Consider the following 15,647-nt stretch of genomic DNA (forward strand, 5'->3'; position numbering starts at 1 on the left):
ATAGTATAGCATAGAAGTTTTTTATCAAAAGGGACAGACAGCTAAAAGCGTATATCGTTTTTTTATTTTTTATTTTTCGATATACTAAAGACATACAAAAGAAGGGAGGGTCATTCATGATAAAAGAATTCAGAGAGTTCATCATGCGTGGAGATGTCTTGGATCTTGCTGTCGGTGTTGTTATCGGGAGTGCGTTTACAAGTATCGTAAACCAAGTGGTGCAAGGATTAATCACTCCGCTAATTGGTTGGATTGTCGCTATGATCACAGGAACTTCTGATTTAGAAGGAGCACTTTCAATTCTTGACTGGTCGCCGACAAAAGGTGTCACATTTGCGTTTGGTAACGTTATTAGTGCTATCATTACATTCCTGATTACTGGTTTTGTCTTATTCTTAGTTGTCAAAGCGGCAAACCGTGCGAAGAATTTACGCGCCAAAGAAGCAGAAGAAGAAGTGGAAGAAGCACCTACTGCAGAAGATTATCTTAGTGACATACGCGATCTTCTTGCCAAACAAGTGGCAAAAGACAATACGCATCCGGTAGAGCAAACAAATCTTTCAGATACTTCTAAATAATGAAGAATCTAAAAAAAGAAAGCCGATTTTCAGTGTCGGCTTTCTTTTTTTAGATTCTTAACTTGTTACCTGTTCTTTTTTCATGTCGATATGCGGAATATCATCTTCCAAATACACATCTGAGGTTGCCTTGAATCCAAAAGACTCATAAAAGGCCTGTAGATATTCTTGTGCACCGATCACAATTGGTTTTTCTGGAAATTTTTTCTGGATCATGTTGATCGTTTCTTGGACAATCTTTCTTCCTAAGCCGTCTTTACGGTTATTTTGATGAACAAGAACGCGACCAAAATGGATGCTGTCTGCTTCTTCATATACCCGCGTGTAGGCAAGGATCTTCCCATCAGTATCTTGGAAATACGTATGCCAAGCTTGTCCATCGATATCATCAACTTCTTGATAAGGGCACTGTTGCTCCACAACAAAGACTGCAATCCGTTCTTTGACGATTGCATAAAACTCTGCTGTCGACAATTCTTCAAATTTCTTTACCTGATATTCCACTAAGTAAACGCCTCCTACTTTTTTATTATTAGCATACCGATTCATACACAAAAAAGCAAACGAACCTTACGAATCTCAGGCTCGTTTGCTTTTTAAACTGCTTCAGTTAAAAATTCGATCTCAACTGTTCGAGTAAGTACATCTGAATAGCTGTAAGATACTCGTTCAAAAGAATTTTCTTCAGGATCCAAGTCAACAACGAATACTGAAGGATAGGTTTCTGTTAAAACGCCGCGGCGTTCTGTTTGACGCTTTCTTCCTGTCTGAGCAACCAACATGATTGGGCTGCCGATACGACCTTCTAAATCTTTCTTGATTGAAGCTAAAGTTGTTGGCATACAGTTCACCTCTACTACCAACTATACCACATATTTTTAAAATTTTCAAGTTTACCATAAAAAAAAAAGAAATGCAATAAAAATAAATAAGAAGCTCATTAAGATTTTTCTAAATTATTCCTCATTATAAAATTTCAAGTGTTTTTTTATTTTGAGTTTTACCCTTCCATATGCACTCATCACTTGCTTGTGATCCATTGACAACCATTCAGCCATCTCCGCAAAATCAACCCCTTGCATGTAATAATGAAAAATTTGTGCTTCTTTTTTTGAAAATCGGATCTCGCAATTTTCGATTGCTTCTTTTAACAAAAGATGCTGAATCGCTAAAGGTTCCTGCAAGGTAATCTCTGCTAAAAAATCTGGTCCTTCTGTCTCTATTTTTTGGTCGATCGAGACTTCATCTTTTTGGTCACGGCGCTTCAGCGCGTTCTGTTTTCTCAATAAAGAATAAATTTGATTGCTTATAATACTTTTATAATAACTTCCAAAGCTAACTCCTTTGCTTTTTTCGTAAGTTCTCAATGCCTGATATAAAGCGATCCTCGCTTCTTGTTCCCAATCCTCAGTAACATAATTTCTTAAATAATAAGTGTTTTTCAAACGTAGTAAGAGTGGAAAATATTTTTGATACAGGGCAGCAAATGCTTCTTCGTCACCATTACGTGCAGCGCGCAATAACTCCTCAGACATAAAATAATTCCTCCATAAATTCGTTTATGGAGGAATCTTATCATCAATGATTCATCGAACTGATTAGAACGATATGTTATTTATTTTTTCTCATTAAATCGTCCAATTTTTGGGACAATTTTTTTAACTGCTCTTCATTCCACGGAGAATTACGTCGGAAATCAACAAAATGCATATCTTTATTTTCTTGGGCTATTGTTTTTTCCGTTTTTTTAATCGTTTTATATAATTCATAAGCAGAAGTCCGCAACGCCCCCTGAGAAAAAATCATCCACTGTTCTGCTAGATCGCTTGTCGCCACTGTTACTTGTGTCAAACGATCATTCAGCTGCCCAGCGATTCTTTCGATATAACTGTCAGCCGTTTCATCTTCTTTCGTAAAAACAACATCCAACTGATATTTCCTATAATTTTGTTGGATGCCCGGTACTAATTGAGCATCGAAGACAACGATGACTTCCAGTCCTTCATATTTCGCATAATTTGATAAACGATGCAAAAGAGCTTCTCTTGCATCTGCCATTTTGTCCTGCTTTTTAAGCTGGACCAGTTCCGGCCACGAACCGATCATGTTGTAGCCATCTACAATCAACAGCTGTTTTTTCATGACCTACTCCCCCTGACGTTGGGAAAAAGCCTGATACATCAGCAATCCAGCGGCAACACTGGCATTTAAACTTTGGACGTGCCCAGTCATTGGAATCGTCAGTAATTCATCCATTTCTTTTTTCAATCCTGGACTCATTCCTTTGCCTTCATTACCAATGACTAAAGCAATGGATCCTTTGGCATTCCATTTTTGGAAGTTTGTGCCGGTCATATCTGTGCCAAATACCCAAAATCCTGTCTCTTTGAGCTGTTGCACAGCTTGTACCAAATTCGTCACACGTGCAACAGGCACATATTCCACTGCACCAGTGGAAGTCTTTGTTACGATAGGCGTGATTCCAACTGCTCGGTGTTTTGGTATGATCACACCATCGACGCCACTTGCGTCTGCTGTCCGTAAAATCGACCCAAAATTGTGTGGATCTTCGATACTATCCAAAATCAAAAAGAAGGGGTCTTCTTTTTTCTCTTTTGTTCGTTCAATCAGTTGGTCAAGGGATAAATATTCATAAGGTGTAATCGCAAGAACGACTCCTTGATGCACGCCATGATCGCTCAAAGTTTCTAATTTTTGTTTAGGGACCCATTTGACCGGTACAGCTTGCTCACGTGCGATTTCTTTCAGTTCTTCTACTTTTTCTCCTCGTGAATCTTCTTGAAGAAAGAGTTTATTCCCTCGCCCTTGTTGTAGCGCTTCTACTGCGGCATGGTGTCCAAAGACGAAATTATCTTCTAATGCTTCTTCATTTTGATCAGAAACTGACTGATTTCGTCCAGTTTGCTTTTTATTTGGATATCTATTTTGTTTTTTGTCTTCAAATCCACGTTTCGATTGATGTTTGTTTGTTCTTTCTTTACCCATTTTTTTCACCAACTTTCTGAATACACCAGCGGATCAATTCTTCCATCCGCTCGGTTTGTTTTGTCAAATGCAGATAGCCCATCAGTGCTTCGAATCCTGTTGCGACCCGGTAAGTCGTAACATCAGCATTTTTTGCACTCGTATGGCTTTTGGCATTTCTTCCTCTGCGATAATAAAGCTCTTCTTCTTCTGTCAAAAGATGTTCCTCCAGCATTTGCTGAATCAAAAAAGCTTGTGCATTTGCAGAAACATAATTCGTTGCCGCACGATGCAACTTATTGGGTTTTGTTTCTCCTTGATTGATCAGGTGGTCACGAACATAGATTTCGTAAATCGCATCTCCCACGTAAGCCAGGGCTAAACCGTTCAATTGTGTGTAATCTCTCATGCTTCTCTTCTCCATCGGGTTCCTTGGGGTGTATCTTCTAATAAGATCCCTTTTTCTTTCAACAAATCACGGATTTCGTCGCTTCGGGCAAAATCACGATTGCTTCTTGCTTGATTTCGTTCTTCAATCAATTGTTCAATCTCTTCATCCAATAATTCTTCTGCTGTAAATAAAATACCGAAGATTGAAAGCCATTGCGAGAATAAGGCTTCTCCCTGTGCCAAGACAGCGGCAGAAACTTCCGCTTGGTCTAGATAAGTGTTCAGCCATTTAGCAAGCTCATAGACCACTGTGATCCCATTTGCTGCATTAAAATCATCATCCATTTCTTCGATGAATCGCTGTTCCAAATTTTCTAACAAAGTGATTTTATCCGCATCATCTGCCAAATTCTCTGAGGCAGTTTCTTGGCGGAATTTCAAATTGTCAAACGTATTCTTCAGTCGTTGTAAATTGGTGGCTGCTTCTTTCATCGTCGTTTCACTGTAACGGATCGGACGACGGTATTGTGTGGTCGCCATGAAGAAACGCAAGACTTGTGGATCAACGTTTTGGATCATTTCATGTACAGTGATGAAATTCCCTAGAGATTTACTCATTTTTTCATCGTCTTCGCCAATCGTTACATAGCCATTGTGCATCCAGTAATTAGCGAATTTTTTCCCTGTTTTCGCTTCACTTTGTGCGATTTCATTTTCGTGATGAGGAAATTCCAAATCTTGCCCACCACCATGGATATCGATCGTTTCGCCTAAATGTTTTGTCGCCATGACGGAACACTCGATGTGCCAACCGGGACGCCCTTTGCCCCATGGTGAATCCCAAGAAATCTCGCCAGGTTTTGCTTGTTTCCATAAAGCAAAATCTAATGGGTCTTCTTTTTGCTGCTGTTCTTCACCAGTACGCTGACTTGCGCCGACTTCCAGTTCATCGATGGATTGGTCACTTAATTTCCCATAGTTTTCAAATTTACGGGTACGGTAATACACATCACCTGAAGATTCATAAGCATAGCCTTTTTCAACCAACACTTGAATAAATGCTAAAATATCTGGCATATGGTCCATGACTCTTGGATGCAGTGTAGCAGGCTCGACATTCAACGCTTTCGTATCTTCTTCAAATGCTCGGATGAAACGATCAGCGACTTCTGGTGCTGTGATGCCTAATTCGTTTGCTGTACGGATGATTTTATCGTCTACATCCGTGAAATTCGATACGAAATCGACTTTATAGCCTCGATATTCAAAATAGCGTCGAATCGTATCGAAAGCAATGGTGCTACGAGCATTTCCAATATGGATATAATTATACACAGTCGGTCCGCAGACATACATACCGACATGTCCCTTTTGTATAGGGATGAATTCTTCTTTTTTTCTGGTCAATGTATTGTAGATTTTTATCATTCTGATCTCCTCACTTTTTCTCCTTTGATTCGAACGACTTTTGCTGGTACTCCTACTGCTGTAGCGTCGTCTGGAACATCTTTCAACACAACGGCACCTGCGCCGATTTTTGCGTTTTTTCCGATCGTTACCGGTCCTAATATCTGCGCATTCGCAGAGAGCATGGCTCCTTGTTTGACCGTTGGGTGTCTTTTACCTGTTTCTTTTCCCGTACCGCCTAATGTTACGCCATGGAACAAAATCACATCATCCTCGATTTCTGCGGTTTCGCCAATGACGATCCCCATTCCATGGTCGATGAACACACCTGTTCCAATCGTTGCTCCTGGATGGATTTCAACACCTGTCAGGAAACGCCAAAATTGAGCATTGATCTTCGCCAATAAAAAGAGCCGATGCTGATATAAAAAATGAGAGAAACGATGCCAAAACAAGGCATGAAAACCAGGATAGGTCAAAACGATCTCCGCTGTCGAACGTGCAGCCGGATCGTTTCTCTTTGCTGCATCAATCGCTCGGGCAAACCAACTCATGACTTTCCACTCCTTTCGTAAGTATTTTATGTAGGAAAACAGCTTATAAAGAAAAGAAGCGCCTTTTAAATAAGTTTCCTTATCAAAAGACGCTTTCCGCGTGGTTCCACTTTTCTTCATAATCAACGATTATCTCTGACAGCTAACGCCTGTTATACGTTCTTGGCTACTTCGTTTCCTGTAAAACAGTTTTTCCTGTTTTCTGTGTTTTCGCCAAGACCACTCCCAGAGGCATTTCGGCAACTATTCATTGACGCCTTGCACCACCCGGCATCTCTCTTGTAATGATCAGCTGCTTACTTTTTTCTGTTCATCGTGTTTAGTTCAGTACTTGATTTAAATGTGCTAATGATTTCTCACGACCAAGCAATTCGATCGTTTCAGGCAATTCTGGGCCATGCATTTGTCCTGATACAGCTACACGGATCGGCATGAAAAGATTTTTCCCTTTTACGCCAGTTTCTTTTTGAACAGCTTTGATGGCAGCTTTTACAGTTGGAGCATCTACTACTTCCATTTGTTCTAGCTGTGCTTTAAATGCGTGGAGAACAGTAGGAACTGTTTCACCAGCAAGTACTTCTTTTGCTGCTTCATTCAATACAGGATGTTCATTGAAAAATAGCGTAGACAGATCAACGATTTCTGCAGCATAGCTCATTTGAGGTTGATACAGGCTAACGATCTTCTTCACCCATTCGATTGTCTTTTCATCTGGGTTTTCTGCTACACGTCCGTCAGCGATTAGATAAGGCAGACACATGTCAGTAAATGCATCTAGATCCATTGCTTTGATGTAATGGTTGTTTACCCATTGCAGTTTTTTCGCATCGAAAGCTGCGGGTGATTTACTTAGGCGTTTTGGATCGAACATTTTGATCAATTCTTGGTGTTCGAAGATTTCGTCTTCGCCCACAGGTGACCAGCCCAATAATGCAATAAAGTTGAACATTGCATCTGGTAGATAACCTAATTCGCGATATTGTTCGATAAATTGTAAGATTGATTCGTCACGTTTGCTTAGTTTTTTGCCTGTTTCACTGTTGATGATCAACGTCATATGTCCGAATGTTGGTGGCGTCCAGCCAAATGCTTCATAGATCATCAGTTGTTTTGGTGTATTGGCAATATGGTCATCTCCACGTAAAACGTGAGTGATTTTCATCAAATGGTCATCGACCGCAACAGCAAAGTTATAGGTTGGCATACCATCGCGTTTTTGGATGACAAAGTCGCCGCCGATATTATCGGATTCGAACGAAATAGCGCCTTTTACCATATCTGTAAATGCGTATTCTGTATTGCGAGGCACACGGAAACGTACAACAGATTCTAGACCTTGTGCTTCTTTTTCTGCTTGTTCTTCAGGTGTCAAGTTCGCACATGTTCCTGCGTAATGAGGCATTTCTCCTCTTGCGCGTTGTGCTTCCCGTTCTGCTTCTAATTCTTCTTCTGTGCAATAGCATTTGTATGCTCGATTGCTAGCAAGCAGCTGATCAATCAGCGGTTGATAGATTTCTTTACGTTCAGATTGACGGTAAGGGCCGTATTCTCCAGGATTTTCAGGAGATTCATCCCAATCCATTCCCAACCAAGCAAGGTTTTCCAACTGGCTTTTTTCGCCATCTTCGATATTACGTTTTTGGTCAGTATCCTCAATACGAATAATAAAGTCTCCATCATTGTGGCGGGCAAACAAATAATTGAACAATGCAGTTCTTGCATTTCCAATATGCAGGTGCCCAGTTGGACTTGGTGCATAGCGTACGCGTACTTTCGTCATTTTCTTCCTCTTCTTTCAAACTAGACTTTGACTAACAGTAAAAATTCCGTCAGTTACGGCTTCTCAAATATCATTTATTTAAAGCCACTCAGCACAAATTTTACCTTTTCTAAGGTAAATAGTAAAGCCAACTGGTTGAATTTCCTTACCAGTTGGCTGAATTTCTTTTTTATTTTGATTGTTTTGTCTTTTTCTCTGTCTCTTTTTTATTGTCGATCCCTCGTCCTGCATGGGCAGGTTTAGCAAAGATCATGCGTCCAGCAGCTGTTTGAAGAGCGCTTGTCACAACAACTTCGATACGTTCATTCATGTAATGCTGTCCATCTTCTACGACAACCATCGTGCCATCATCAAGATAGGCTACCCCTTGTTGGCGTTCTGTTCCGGCTTTTACTACTAGAACATTCATCGTTTCGCCAGGAATGACGACTGGTTTCACGGCATTTGCCAACGCATTGATATTAAGAACAGGTACATTTTGGAATTCAGAGACTTTATTCAAGTTATAGTCATTGGTTACGATGACACCGTCTAAAAGCTTGGCTAATTTGATCAGCTTGCTGTCTACTTCGCTGATATCTTCAAAGTCTCCATCGTACATTTCGACAGATATACCTTCTTCTTTTTGCAAAGCATTTAGGATATCTAATCCGCGACGACCACGCACACGTTTCAAACTATCCCCTGAGTCCGCGATGTATTGTAGTTCGTAAAGAACAAAATTAGGGATCATCAAGGTTCCTTCTAAAAATCCAGTCTTTGTAATATCATAAATCCGACCATCAATAATCACACTTGTATCCAAGATTTTATATTTATGGAAATTTTCTCCTGATTTTCGTTCTAACAGTTGGCTCTCCACTTGGCTAGCTGTTTCTTGCTCGATTTTTTTGCTTCGTGAACCAAAGACTTTCTTCCATTCTTCGATTCGTGTCGTTCCCATTCTCAATCCCAAATAACCTAAGATGATCATCAGTAAAATCGGCAATACACTATTGACGAATGGAATTTCCATATTGTAAAGAGGGGTTGAGATCACAACGCCTAAAGTCAATCCGATGATCGCACCGATCGCACCGAAGAGAAGATAAGTCAAGCTGACCTCGCTTAGTTTTTGTTCTACTTGTTTGATAATAGCTGAGATATGTTTGGCCAACAGCAAAGATAATAAAAAGAAAATAAGTGCGCCTAACAAACTGTTGGTAAATGTATTATTCAGCCACCCATTTGACTGTTGACCGATTGCCTGCCAAGCTGAGGGTAAAAATGAAATACCCAAGCTTGCGCCGACAATGATCATCAGCAACGTAATGACACGTTTTTGCATCGTTTTTCCTCCGTTTCGACAATCATTTATTATTTAGCGGAACACACGCTTCAACGTTTCAGCCAAAGTTGCTACTCCAACGATCTCGATTCCTTTTGGCGCTTCCCAGTTGCCTAAGTTGTTTTTAGGCAGGTAAACTTTTGTGAAGCCGAGTTTTTGGACTTCTTTGACCCGTTGTTCAATATGACTGACACGTCTGATTTCTCCAGTCAGTCCGATTTCACCGATGAAACATTCCGTTGGCTGTGTTCCTTTTTCTTTGTAGCTTGAAGCAATACTGACAGCGATAGCTAAATCAATCGCTGGTTCATTTAATTTTACCCCACCTGCAGCTTTTAAGTAAGCATCTTGATTCTGAAGAAGTAGTCCAGCTCTTTTTTCCAGCACTGCCATGATTAGAGATACACGATTGAAATCAAGACCTGTTGTTGTTCGCTTAGCATTTCCGAACATAGTAGGTGTGACTAATGCTTGGATCTCTACCAAAATTGGGCGTGTTCCTTCCATTGCTACAACGATAGCAGAGCCAGTCGCACCGTCTAGGCGTTCCTCTAAGAAAATCTGTGAAGGGTTAGCGACTTCTTCCAATCCATGCTCATGCATTTCAAAAATCCCAATCTCGTTCGTTGAGCCAAATCGGTTTTTTACCGCTCGTAAAATTCGGAAACTATGATGTTGTTCACCTTCAAAATATAACACTGTATCCACCATATGCTCTAACATTCTTGGACCGGCGATCGAACCTTCTTTCGTAACATGACCGACGATAAAAATGGCAATTCCATTCGTTTTAGCGATTTTGAGTAATTCTGCAGTGGTTTCTCTTACTTGGCTGACGCTTCCTGCCACACTTGTGATGTCTGGCTGCGTCATCGTTTGGATGGAATCAATAATAACATAATCAGGGGAGATATGTTCGATGGCACGACTGATTTCATTCATATCTGTTTCAGCGTATAGATAAAATTCTGTGTTGATACTTCCGAGGCGCTCCGCGCGTAATTTTATCTGTTCTGCGCTTTCTTCGCCGGATACATACAAGACTTTCCCGCCTATGGCTGCTAATTGTTGAGAAACTTGTAACAGCAAAGTGGATTTACCAATACCTGGATCTCCACCAATCAAGACCATGGATCCCGGAACCACGCCTCCACCTAGCACACGGTTCAGTTCTTCTAATTTCGTTTTGACCCGAGGTTCTTTTTTAGGGACGACGTCTGCGATTTTTGTTGGTTTCGCTTTTTCTCCTGTCAAACTTGTCCGCGTTCTGCGGTCTGTTGTATCTTGTTCGATTTCTTCGACCATCGTGTTCCATTTTCCGCAATTTGGGCAGCGTCCCAAGAACTTAGGCGACACATACCCGCAATTTTGGCAAACAAATTGTACTTTTGATTTTTTTGCCATTGTACCGCCTCCTCTTATTCTAACCATGAGACATTAAATCAAGCTTAAATTTCTTTATCATTTTATTTACTGGAAGAACCAAATCCGCCTTGACGTTGAGCAGTCGGTTGATCTTGATCTGCTTTTAAAAATGGCAAGAAGATCCCTTGACCGATACGCTCACCTTTCTTGATTACTACATCCTTGAAACCAAAGTTGGTGAATTGGAACATGATATGTCCTTCATTTGCCTCATTATTGTAATAATCACTGTCAATCACACCTACGCCGTTCGTCAACACTAAAAACCGCTTCAACGGATTGCTTGAACGGTTAGCAAGCTGCAAAAATTCATCTTCTCCCATGTAGGCTTTGACCCCAGTAGGCACAAGGATCGGTTTTAACTGTTTTTCATTTTCTGATACGTCTTTTTTCAATGCATCTGCGATTGTTTCCAATCCTTTTTTCCAGCCTGCTTTCCAGATACTTGGAATCACGACCTCTTCTGCTGCTTCAAAATCATAGCCAGCAGCATGATGTGTAGCGCGCTGCGGTAGATTGATATTTTGCTCTTTATATTTAGAAATAACTTCAAATCCTCTTTTTCTCACCGGTTTTCCTCCCTAAATAAACTACTCCTATTCTAACATATTCGAGGCTATAAAAGACTCTCTTTACAAATTCTTCAAGAAATTCTGCTATCCTAAAGTCAACCATTAACGCGTTCTTTTACCGAACAACTGCAAGTTGTACAAAAAAACTATTTTTTACATGACTTTACTCGTCAAAACAAGTAGAATAGAACGAAATTAATGAGTGGATATTTGATTGAGGTGTCACATGCGTAAAGAAATAAAAAATGCAAAACGAATTATTGTCAAAGTAGGAACAAGTACATTGATCTATCCCAATGGAAACATCAATCTTGCAGCGATCGATCAGTTAGCTTTTGTCCTTTCCGATCTTAGAAATCGTGGAAAGGAAGTGATCCTAGTCTCATCAGGGGCTGTAGGCGTCGGTATGCATAAATTACATTTGTCAGAACGTCCGACTTTGATCCCTGAACAGCAAGCGGCGGCGGCTGTTGGCCAAGCCGAATTGATGAATATCTATAATCAACGATTCAGTGTATATAATCAGCAGACAGCACAAATCCTCGTGACAAGAGATGTGGTAGATTACCCTGAAAGTCGTAAAAATGTGAGGAATACATTGGAACAGCTTTTGATCATGGATACGATTCCTATTGTGAACGAAAACGATACTGTCGCAGTAGATGAATTAGATCATCTGACCAAATTTGGTGATAATGATCAGCTGTCAGCAATCATGGCAAAACATGTCGCGGCAGACCTTTTGATCGTTCTTTCTGATATCGACGGTTTTTATTCAGATAATCCGGCTACAAATCCCGAGGCTCAGATGTATCGCTATATCGATAAAATCGATGAAAAGATTCTGGCACAAGCAGGTGGTGCAGGTAGCACCTTTGGAACAGGCGGTATGCAAAGTAAATTAAAAGCAGCTTCTAGGATATTTGAAGCAAACAGTGCAATGATTCTAGCAAATGGGAAAAATCCGGCAATCATTTTTGATATTCTTGCAGGAAAAGAAGTAGGTACTTTATTTAAGGAGGACTTGAAATGACTGATTTGATGCAATTAGGGCAACAGGCAAAAGATAGTGCGCAACAACTAGCACTTATGCCTACAAACCGTAAAAATGAGCTACTTGTTCAGATGGCGAAAACCATCAAAAAGAATCAACAGGCAATCATCGAAGCAAATCATAAGGACTTAGAAAAAGCAGTCGAAAACAATATCAGTGAAACGATGCAAGACCGCTTACAGCTGACACCTGAGCGAATCAATGCCATGGTTGCAGAGATCGAAAAGATTGCTTCGTTAGACGATCCTATTGGAAAAGTAGATGAGATGTGGACGAACACCGACGGATTGAGAATCGGCAAAAAGCGCGTGCCCCTCGGCGTGATCGGTATCATTTACGAATCTCGTCCAAATGTCACGACTGATGCAGCCAGTCTAGCGTTCAAATCAGGAAATGCCGTTATCCTTCGCGGTGGCAAAGAAGCATTCTTCTCGAATCAATTACTGGTCCAACTATTGCAGCAAGTACTGCTTAGTGCTGGCGAATCTCCTTATGCCATCCAGTTTGTCGATGATACTTCTCATGAAACTGCAGAACAGTTGATGCGATTGACAGAATACTTAGATGTGCTGATTCCTCGAGGCGGAGCAAAATTGATTCAACGAGTCAAAGAACAGGCAACGGTACCTATCATTGAAACAGGTACAGGAAATAATCACGTATACATCGATAAAGAAGCACAGTTGTCTATGGCAGTGAAAATCATTGTCAATGCAAAAGCTTCCCGTCCTTCTGTCTGCAACGCGGCAGAAACATTACTGATCCATTCTGAGATCGCCCCCTTTTTCTTACCAGCCATTGAAAAAGAACTGGTAGAACACGGCGTCTCTTTACGTGCGGATGCTCGTGCGTTAGAATATCTAGAGACAGCTGCTTTAGCAGAAGAGGCAGATTGGGATACTGAATATCTGGATTATATCCTTGCCGTCAAAGTAGTCGATTCTTTAAGCGAAGCAATTGCGCATATCAACCGACATAACACCAAACATTCAGAAACAATCGTGACAGATAGCTATTCGGCTAGTCAGCGTTTCTTGAATGAAGTGGACGCGGCGGCTGTCTATGTCAATGCCTCCACTCGTTTTACAGACGGATCGGTATTTGGTTTTGGTGCAGAGATCGGTATCTCTACTCAAAAGTTGCATGCCCGTGGTCCAATGGGGTTAAATGAATTGACTTCCACAAAATATATCATTTATGGCGATGGACAAATCCGCGAATAATGTTTCGTGTGAAACATTATTCCCGCCTTTTGCCTTTTTACTGTAAAGGTTCTATCCAATTAGAAAGGTGTCAATATGTTTGAAATTTTAATGATTTTTTTTATTTACCTTATTTCTCTGAATATCGCTGCTTTTCTAGGAGTCGGTATTTTATCCCTTTTTTTTCAGTTCAAGAAACGAAGCATAGGGGGTCAACGGGAAAAATGGGCGCAGTATTTTGACAAAATTGGTCCAAAAGGTTTGGTTGCTCGCTTACACATCAGCTACATGGTTGCATTATGCCTGTTAGCTGGAGTCAATTACTATTCTTTTTTCGATCATTCAATTGCCTATACGATTACGTTGCTGATTGCTGGGATCTTTCACTTATCTTATAAATATCAGCTGAATAAAAACCACTTGAATCGGACTTTCCGCTAAAAAATGTCCGTATGATAAGTAGGGTGCCTTGAACACCGGCAAAAAACTGCCGAACTTTTTAGGGGCTTTGACAAAGATTTTGTCAAAGCCCCTTTTCCCATATAAACGGTGTTCTCCTACCAGCTGCCTGGTAAATCTGTTTCCTCTTCGTTAAGAAGCGAAAATCCGTCAAATGTTTCGCCATCATAATAACGAAGCAGCTCATCCATGGACAAGTCCATCGTTTTTTCTTTTTCTTCTTCCGCTGATTCTGCCAATAGCTGTTCCCGATACATCTGATATATACCAGCTATTTTTTGCTGCATCGCTTTTCTAGTTTCACCTTCCGCGTTGATCATTGGCAATTCTTTGATATAGCCACGATAAATCAACCGATCATCTAAAAATTCAATGGGTAATTCAACAAGTGTCAACCCGACTTCCTGAAAATATTCTTCCAGCATCTATTATCCCCCCATTCTTTTTCTTAAATGAATTTTAGCTTACCTACTAAAAATTTTCCAGTTACATTATTTTGAGAAAAAAAAGGAATGTGACACGATTTTTGTCACATTCCCTTTTTCCAAATAAACGGTGTTCAAAAGATTGCATCTGCGGTAATAAGTCCAACCAAACGAAAAATAGGAGGAGCTGTTTTTGTTTGGCTGTTCTTATGATTTGAGGCAGGACAGCATTTTCACAACCTTTAGTTTCTTATTTTTCTTCATTTGTAGCAAAATAATTACGGTGATAAATGATACAACATACACTGATAAGAACAATGGCACCTGCAAAATAAAACGCATAGCTTTCACCAATATGTTCGCCGATCACACCTGCAATAAATGGTGCTAAAGCTCCACCGAAAAAACGGACAAAACTATAGCTGGAAGAAGCAACGTTTCGTTGCAGACCGGGTATTTCCATAGCAATCGTCGTCAACAATGTATTAATGATCCCTTGGAAAAATCCTGCTAACACAATACTGATCGGTACAAGGACTGGCATAGAAGTACCAGCTCCTAATAACAGCAAACAAATAATGAATAAGACAAATGCAGCTAAAATCGTCCGATAAGTCGTAAACTTCCGCTCAAGAGCCGGTGCAACGAAAATCGAAGCAATAGCCAGAAGCACACCCCAGCCAAAAAATACAAAACCGACCTCTAATTCAGAATAGCCAATCAATAAAAATGGCGCATATGCAAGTAAAGTAAAGAATCCGAAATTATATAACAATGCGATCAGTCCAACTGAACGAAGTTTATGATTGCTTAACGCTTTGACACCTTCCCAAAGGCCTACTTTTCTCTTTGGTTTCTCAGTTTCAGGTAAAAGTACCGCTAGGGCTATAAAACCGCAAAACATCAAAAATGCTACCCCAAAAAATGGATAACGCCATGAACCACTGCCCAAGACTCCACCGACTAGAGGACCAACTGCCATTCCGCAGCCAAGTGCTGCTTCATACATCATGATTGCTTTTTCTGTGTTACCGACTAAAATACTGACGATCGTTGCTAGAGCAGTAGAGACAAATAAAGCATTCCCGACACCCCAGCCAGCACGTAACCCAATCAACATACCGATATTGCCAGATAATCCACCAAGACCAGCGAATACAACGATGATAAACAATCCGGTCATCAATGTTTTTTTCAAGCCAATCCGACTAGATAAGAAACCTGTAAATAGCATCACCACACCAGTGACTAGCATGTAACTAGTAAATAACAGGGTCGTTTCAGCTGGCGTAGCGTTTAACTGTGCAGCAATCGTTTTTAAAATCGGGTCTACCAGGCCCACTCCCATAAAAGCGATCATACAGGTAGCTGCTACAACTAGCGCCGAACTTTTCCCCTTTGTTTCTTCATTTGTTTGTTCTTGTATATCTATTTGATTCTCCAATATTTCCATCCCTTTCTCTCTATTAGCATCATACATGATTTATTT

The 15,647-nt window shown here is 40.5% G+C and carries 18 protein-coding genes and 1 other annotated feature; of the genes, 4 read left to right on the forward strand and 14 right to left on the reverse strand.

The features are described from left to right. The first annotated feature begins 116 nt into the window (after nucleotides 1-116). On the forward strand, nucleotides 117-578 hold the full coding sequence (gene mscL / locus FTX43_RS03895; protein ID WP_002314325.1) for a large conductance mechanosensitive channel protein MscL: 462 nt from the start codon (nucleotides 117-119) through the stop codon (nucleotides 576-578). Nucleotides 579-635: 57 nt separating this feature from the next. On the opposite strand, the gene FTX43_RS03900 is transcribed toward mscL, so the two are convergent. From FTX43_RS03900 to FTX43_RS03955, 12 genes are all read right to left on the reverse strand, one after another. Further along, nucleotides 636-1,082, reverse strand: a complete 447-nt coding sequence (locus FTX43_RS03900; protein WP_002314324.1) for a GNAT family N-acetyltransferase — start codon at nucleotides 1,080-1,082, stop codon at nucleotides 636-638. A gap of 92 nt (nucleotides 1,083-1,174) precedes the next feature. After that, complete coding sequence (locus tag FTX43_RS03905) at nucleotides 1,175-1,420, reverse strand: Veg family protein (protein ID WP_002287434.1); 246 nt, start codon at nucleotides 1,418-1,420, stop codon at nucleotides 1,175-1,177. 114 nt (nucleotides 1,421-1,534) lie between these two features. Continuing rightward, nucleotides 1,535-2,113, reverse strand: a complete 579-nt coding sequence (locus tag FTX43_RS03910) for a sigma-70 family RNA polymerase sigma factor (RefSeq protein ID WP_002310450.1) — start codon at nucleotides 2,111-2,113, stop codon at nucleotides 1,535-1,537. Between the two features lie 76 nt (nucleotides 2,114-2,189). Then, on the reverse strand, nucleotides 2,190-2,720 hold the full coding sequence (locus tag FTX43_RS03915; RefSeq protein ID WP_002293089.1) for an NYN domain-containing protein: 531 nt from the start codon (nucleotides 2,718-2,720) through the stop codon (nucleotides 2,190-2,192). A gap of 3 nt (nucleotides 2,721-2,723) precedes the next feature. Then, complete coding sequence (rlmB, locus tag FTX43_RS03920) at nucleotides 2,724-3,584, reverse strand: 23S rRNA (guanosine(2251)-2'-O)-methyltransferase RlmB (protein ID WP_002314322.1); 861 nt, start codon at nucleotides 3,582-3,584, stop codon at nucleotides 2,724-2,726. Then, nucleotides 3,577-3,972 (reverse strand): Mini-ribonuclease 3, encoded by a 396-nt coding sequence (locus tag FTX43_RS03925; RefSeq protein WP_002316867.1) that lies wholly within the window; start codon nucleotides 3,970-3,972, stop codon nucleotides 3,577-3,579. Before FTX43_RS03925 ends, rlmB begins: the two co-directional genes overlap by 8 nt. Further along, complete coding sequence (gene cysS / locus FTX43_RS03930) at nucleotides 3,969-5,381, reverse strand: cysteine--tRNA ligase (RefSeq protein WP_002310455.1); 1,413 nt, start codon at nucleotides 5,379-5,381, stop codon at nucleotides 3,969-3,971. Before cysS ends, FTX43_RS03925 begins: the two co-directional genes overlap by 4 nt. Then, nucleotides 5,378-5,914 carry a serine O-acetyltransferase EpsC gene (gene epsC / locus FTX43_RS03935; protein WP_002293094.1) on the reverse strand — a complete coding sequence of 179 codons (537 nt, stop codon included), beginning with the start codon at nucleotides 5,912-5,914 and terminating at the stop codon, nucleotides 5,378-5,380. The genes cysS and epsC overlap by 4 nt, the downstream gene beginning before the upstream one ends. Before the next feature lie 82 nt (nucleotides 5,915-5,996). Then, nucleotides 5,997-6,237, reverse strand: a binding site (T-box leader). Then, complete coding sequence (gene gltX / locus FTX43_RS03940; protein ID WP_002293095.1) at nucleotides 6,234-7,694, reverse strand: glutamate--tRNA ligase; 1,461 nt, start codon at nucleotides 7,692-7,694, stop codon at nucleotides 6,234-6,236. Its footprint overlaps the feature before it by 4 nt. 169 nt (nucleotides 7,695-7,863) lie before the next feature. After that, nucleotides 7,864-9,021, reverse strand: a complete 1,158-nt coding sequence (locus tag FTX43_RS03945; protein WP_002287448.1) for a PIN/TRAM domain-containing protein — start codon at nucleotides 9,019-9,021, stop codon at nucleotides 7,864-7,866. Between the two features lie 33 nt (nucleotides 9,022-9,054). Further along, nucleotides 9,055-10,425: a DNA repair protein RadA gene (gene radA, locus FTX43_RS03950; RefSeq protein WP_002293096.1), complete on the reverse strand. Its 1,371-nt coding sequence runs from the start codon at nucleotides 10,423-10,425 to the stop codon at nucleotides 9,055-9,057. 62 nt (nucleotides 10,426-10,487) lie between these two features. Further along, nucleotides 10,488-11,015, reverse strand: coding sequence for a dUTP diphosphatase (locus FTX43_RS03955; RefSeq protein WP_002345653.1), 528 nt, complete (start codon nucleotides 11,013-11,015; stop codon nucleotides 10,488-10,490). 229 nt (nucleotides 11,016-11,244) lie between these two features. On the opposite strand from FTX43_RS03955, the gene proB reads away from it, so the two are divergent. The 3 genes from proB (at nucleotide 11,245) to FTX43_RS03970 (ending at nucleotide 13,715) form a co-directional block, all read left to right on the forward strand. Continuing rightward, nucleotides 11,245-12,051, forward strand: coding sequence for a glutamate 5-kinase (gene proB / locus FTX43_RS03960; RefSeq protein ID WP_147606758.1), 807 nt, complete (start codon nucleotides 11,245-11,247; stop codon nucleotides 12,049-12,051). Continuing rightward, nucleotides 12,048-13,295: a glutamate-5-semialdehyde dehydrogenase gene (locus FTX43_RS03965; protein ID WP_002310461.1), complete on the forward strand. Its 1,248-nt coding sequence runs from the start codon at nucleotides 12,048-12,050 to the stop codon at nucleotides 13,293-13,295. Before proB ends, FTX43_RS03965 begins: the two co-directional genes overlap by 4 nt. Nucleotides 13,296-13,370: 75 nt before the next feature. Beyond that, nucleotides 13,371-13,715 carry a hypothetical protein gene (locus FTX43_RS03970; protein ID WP_002310463.1) on the forward strand — a complete coding sequence of 115 codons (345 nt, stop codon included), beginning with the start codon at nucleotides 13,371-13,373 and terminating at the stop codon, nucleotides 13,713-13,715. A gap of 116 nt (nucleotides 13,716-13,831) precedes the next feature. Here the strand turns inward: FTX43_RS03970 and FTX43_RS03975 are convergent, their stop codons facing one another. Continuing rightward, nucleotides 13,832-14,158, reverse strand: a complete 327-nt coding sequence (locus tag FTX43_RS03975; RefSeq protein WP_002310464.1) for a hypothetical protein — start codon at nucleotides 14,156-14,158, stop codon at nucleotides 13,832-13,834. A gap of 250 nt (nucleotides 14,159-14,408) precedes the next feature. Continuing rightward, nucleotides 14,409-15,611 (reverse strand): MFS transporter, encoded by a 1,203-nt coding sequence (locus FTX43_RS03980; RefSeq protein ID WP_002320448.1) that lies wholly within the window; start codon nucleotides 15,609-15,611, stop codon nucleotides 14,409-14,411. Between the last annotated feature and the right edge of the window lie 36 nt (nucleotides 15,612-15,647).

Origin of the sequence: Enterococcus sp. DA9 (genome assembly GCF_008000875.1) — a bacterium.
GTDB lineage: Bacteria > Bacillota > Bacilli > Lactobacillales > Enterococcaceae > Enterococcus_B > Enterococcus_B lactis.

Coding starts and splice junctions, on each gene's coding strand:
- FTX43_RS03925 (WP_002316867.1), bottom strand. CDS start 3,972: ATGAGAGATTACACACAATTGAACGGTTTAGCCCTGGCTTACGTGGGA.
- FTX43_RS03905 (WP_002287434.1), bottom strand. CDS start 1,420: ATGCCAACAACTTTAGCTTCAATCAAGAAAGATTTAGAAGGTCGTATC.
- proB (WP_147606758.1), top strand. CDS start 11,245: ATGCGTAAAGAAATAAAAAATGCAAAACGAATTATTGTCAAAGTAGGA.
- FTX43_RS03915 (WP_002293089.1), bottom strand. CDS start 2,720: ATGAAAAAACAGCTGTTGATTGTAGATGGCTACAACATGATCGGTTCG.
- cysS (WP_002310455.1), bottom strand. CDS start 5,381: ATGATAAAAATCTACAATACATTGACCAGAAAAAAAGAAGAATTCATC.
- gltX (WP_002293095.1), bottom strand. CDS start 7,694: ATGACGAAAGTACGCGTACGCTATGCACCAAGTCCAACTGGGCACCTG.
- FTX43_RS03945 (WP_002287448.1), bottom strand. CDS start 9,021: ATGCAAAAACGTGTCATTACGTTGCTGATGATCATTGTCGGCGCAAGC.
- FTX43_RS03975 (WP_002310464.1), bottom strand. CDS start 14,158: ATGCTGGAAGAATATTTTCAGGAAGTCGGGTTGACACTTGTTGAATTA.
- FTX43_RS03965 (WP_002310461.1), top strand. CDS start 12,048: ATGACTGATTTGATGCAATTAGGGCAACAGGCAAAAGATAGTGCGCAA.
- rlmB (WP_002314322.1), bottom strand. CDS start 3,584: ATGGGTAAAGAAAGAACAAACAAACATCAATCGAAACGTGGATTTGAA.
- epsC (WP_002293094.1), bottom strand. CDS start 5,914: ATGAGTTGGTTTGCCCGAGCGATTGATGCAGCAAAGAGAAACGATCCG.
- FTX43_RS03970 (WP_002310463.1), top strand. CDS start 13,371: ATGTTTGAAATTTTAATGATTTTTTTTATTTACCTTATTTCTCTGAAT.
- mscL (WP_002314325.1), top strand. CDS start 117: ATGATAAAAGAATTCAGAGAGTTCATCATGCGTGGAGATGTCTTGGAT.
- radA (WP_002293096.1), bottom strand. CDS start 10,425: ATGGCAAAAAAATCAAAAGTACAATTTGTTTGCCAAAATTGCGGGTAT.
- FTX43_RS03910 (WP_002310450.1), bottom strand. CDS start 2,113: ATGTCTGAGGAGTTATTGCGCGCTGCACGTAATGGTGACGAAGAAGCA.
- FTX43_RS03980 (WP_002320448.1), bottom strand. CDS start 15,611: ATGGAAATATTGGAGAATCAAATAGATATACAAGAACAAACAAATGAA.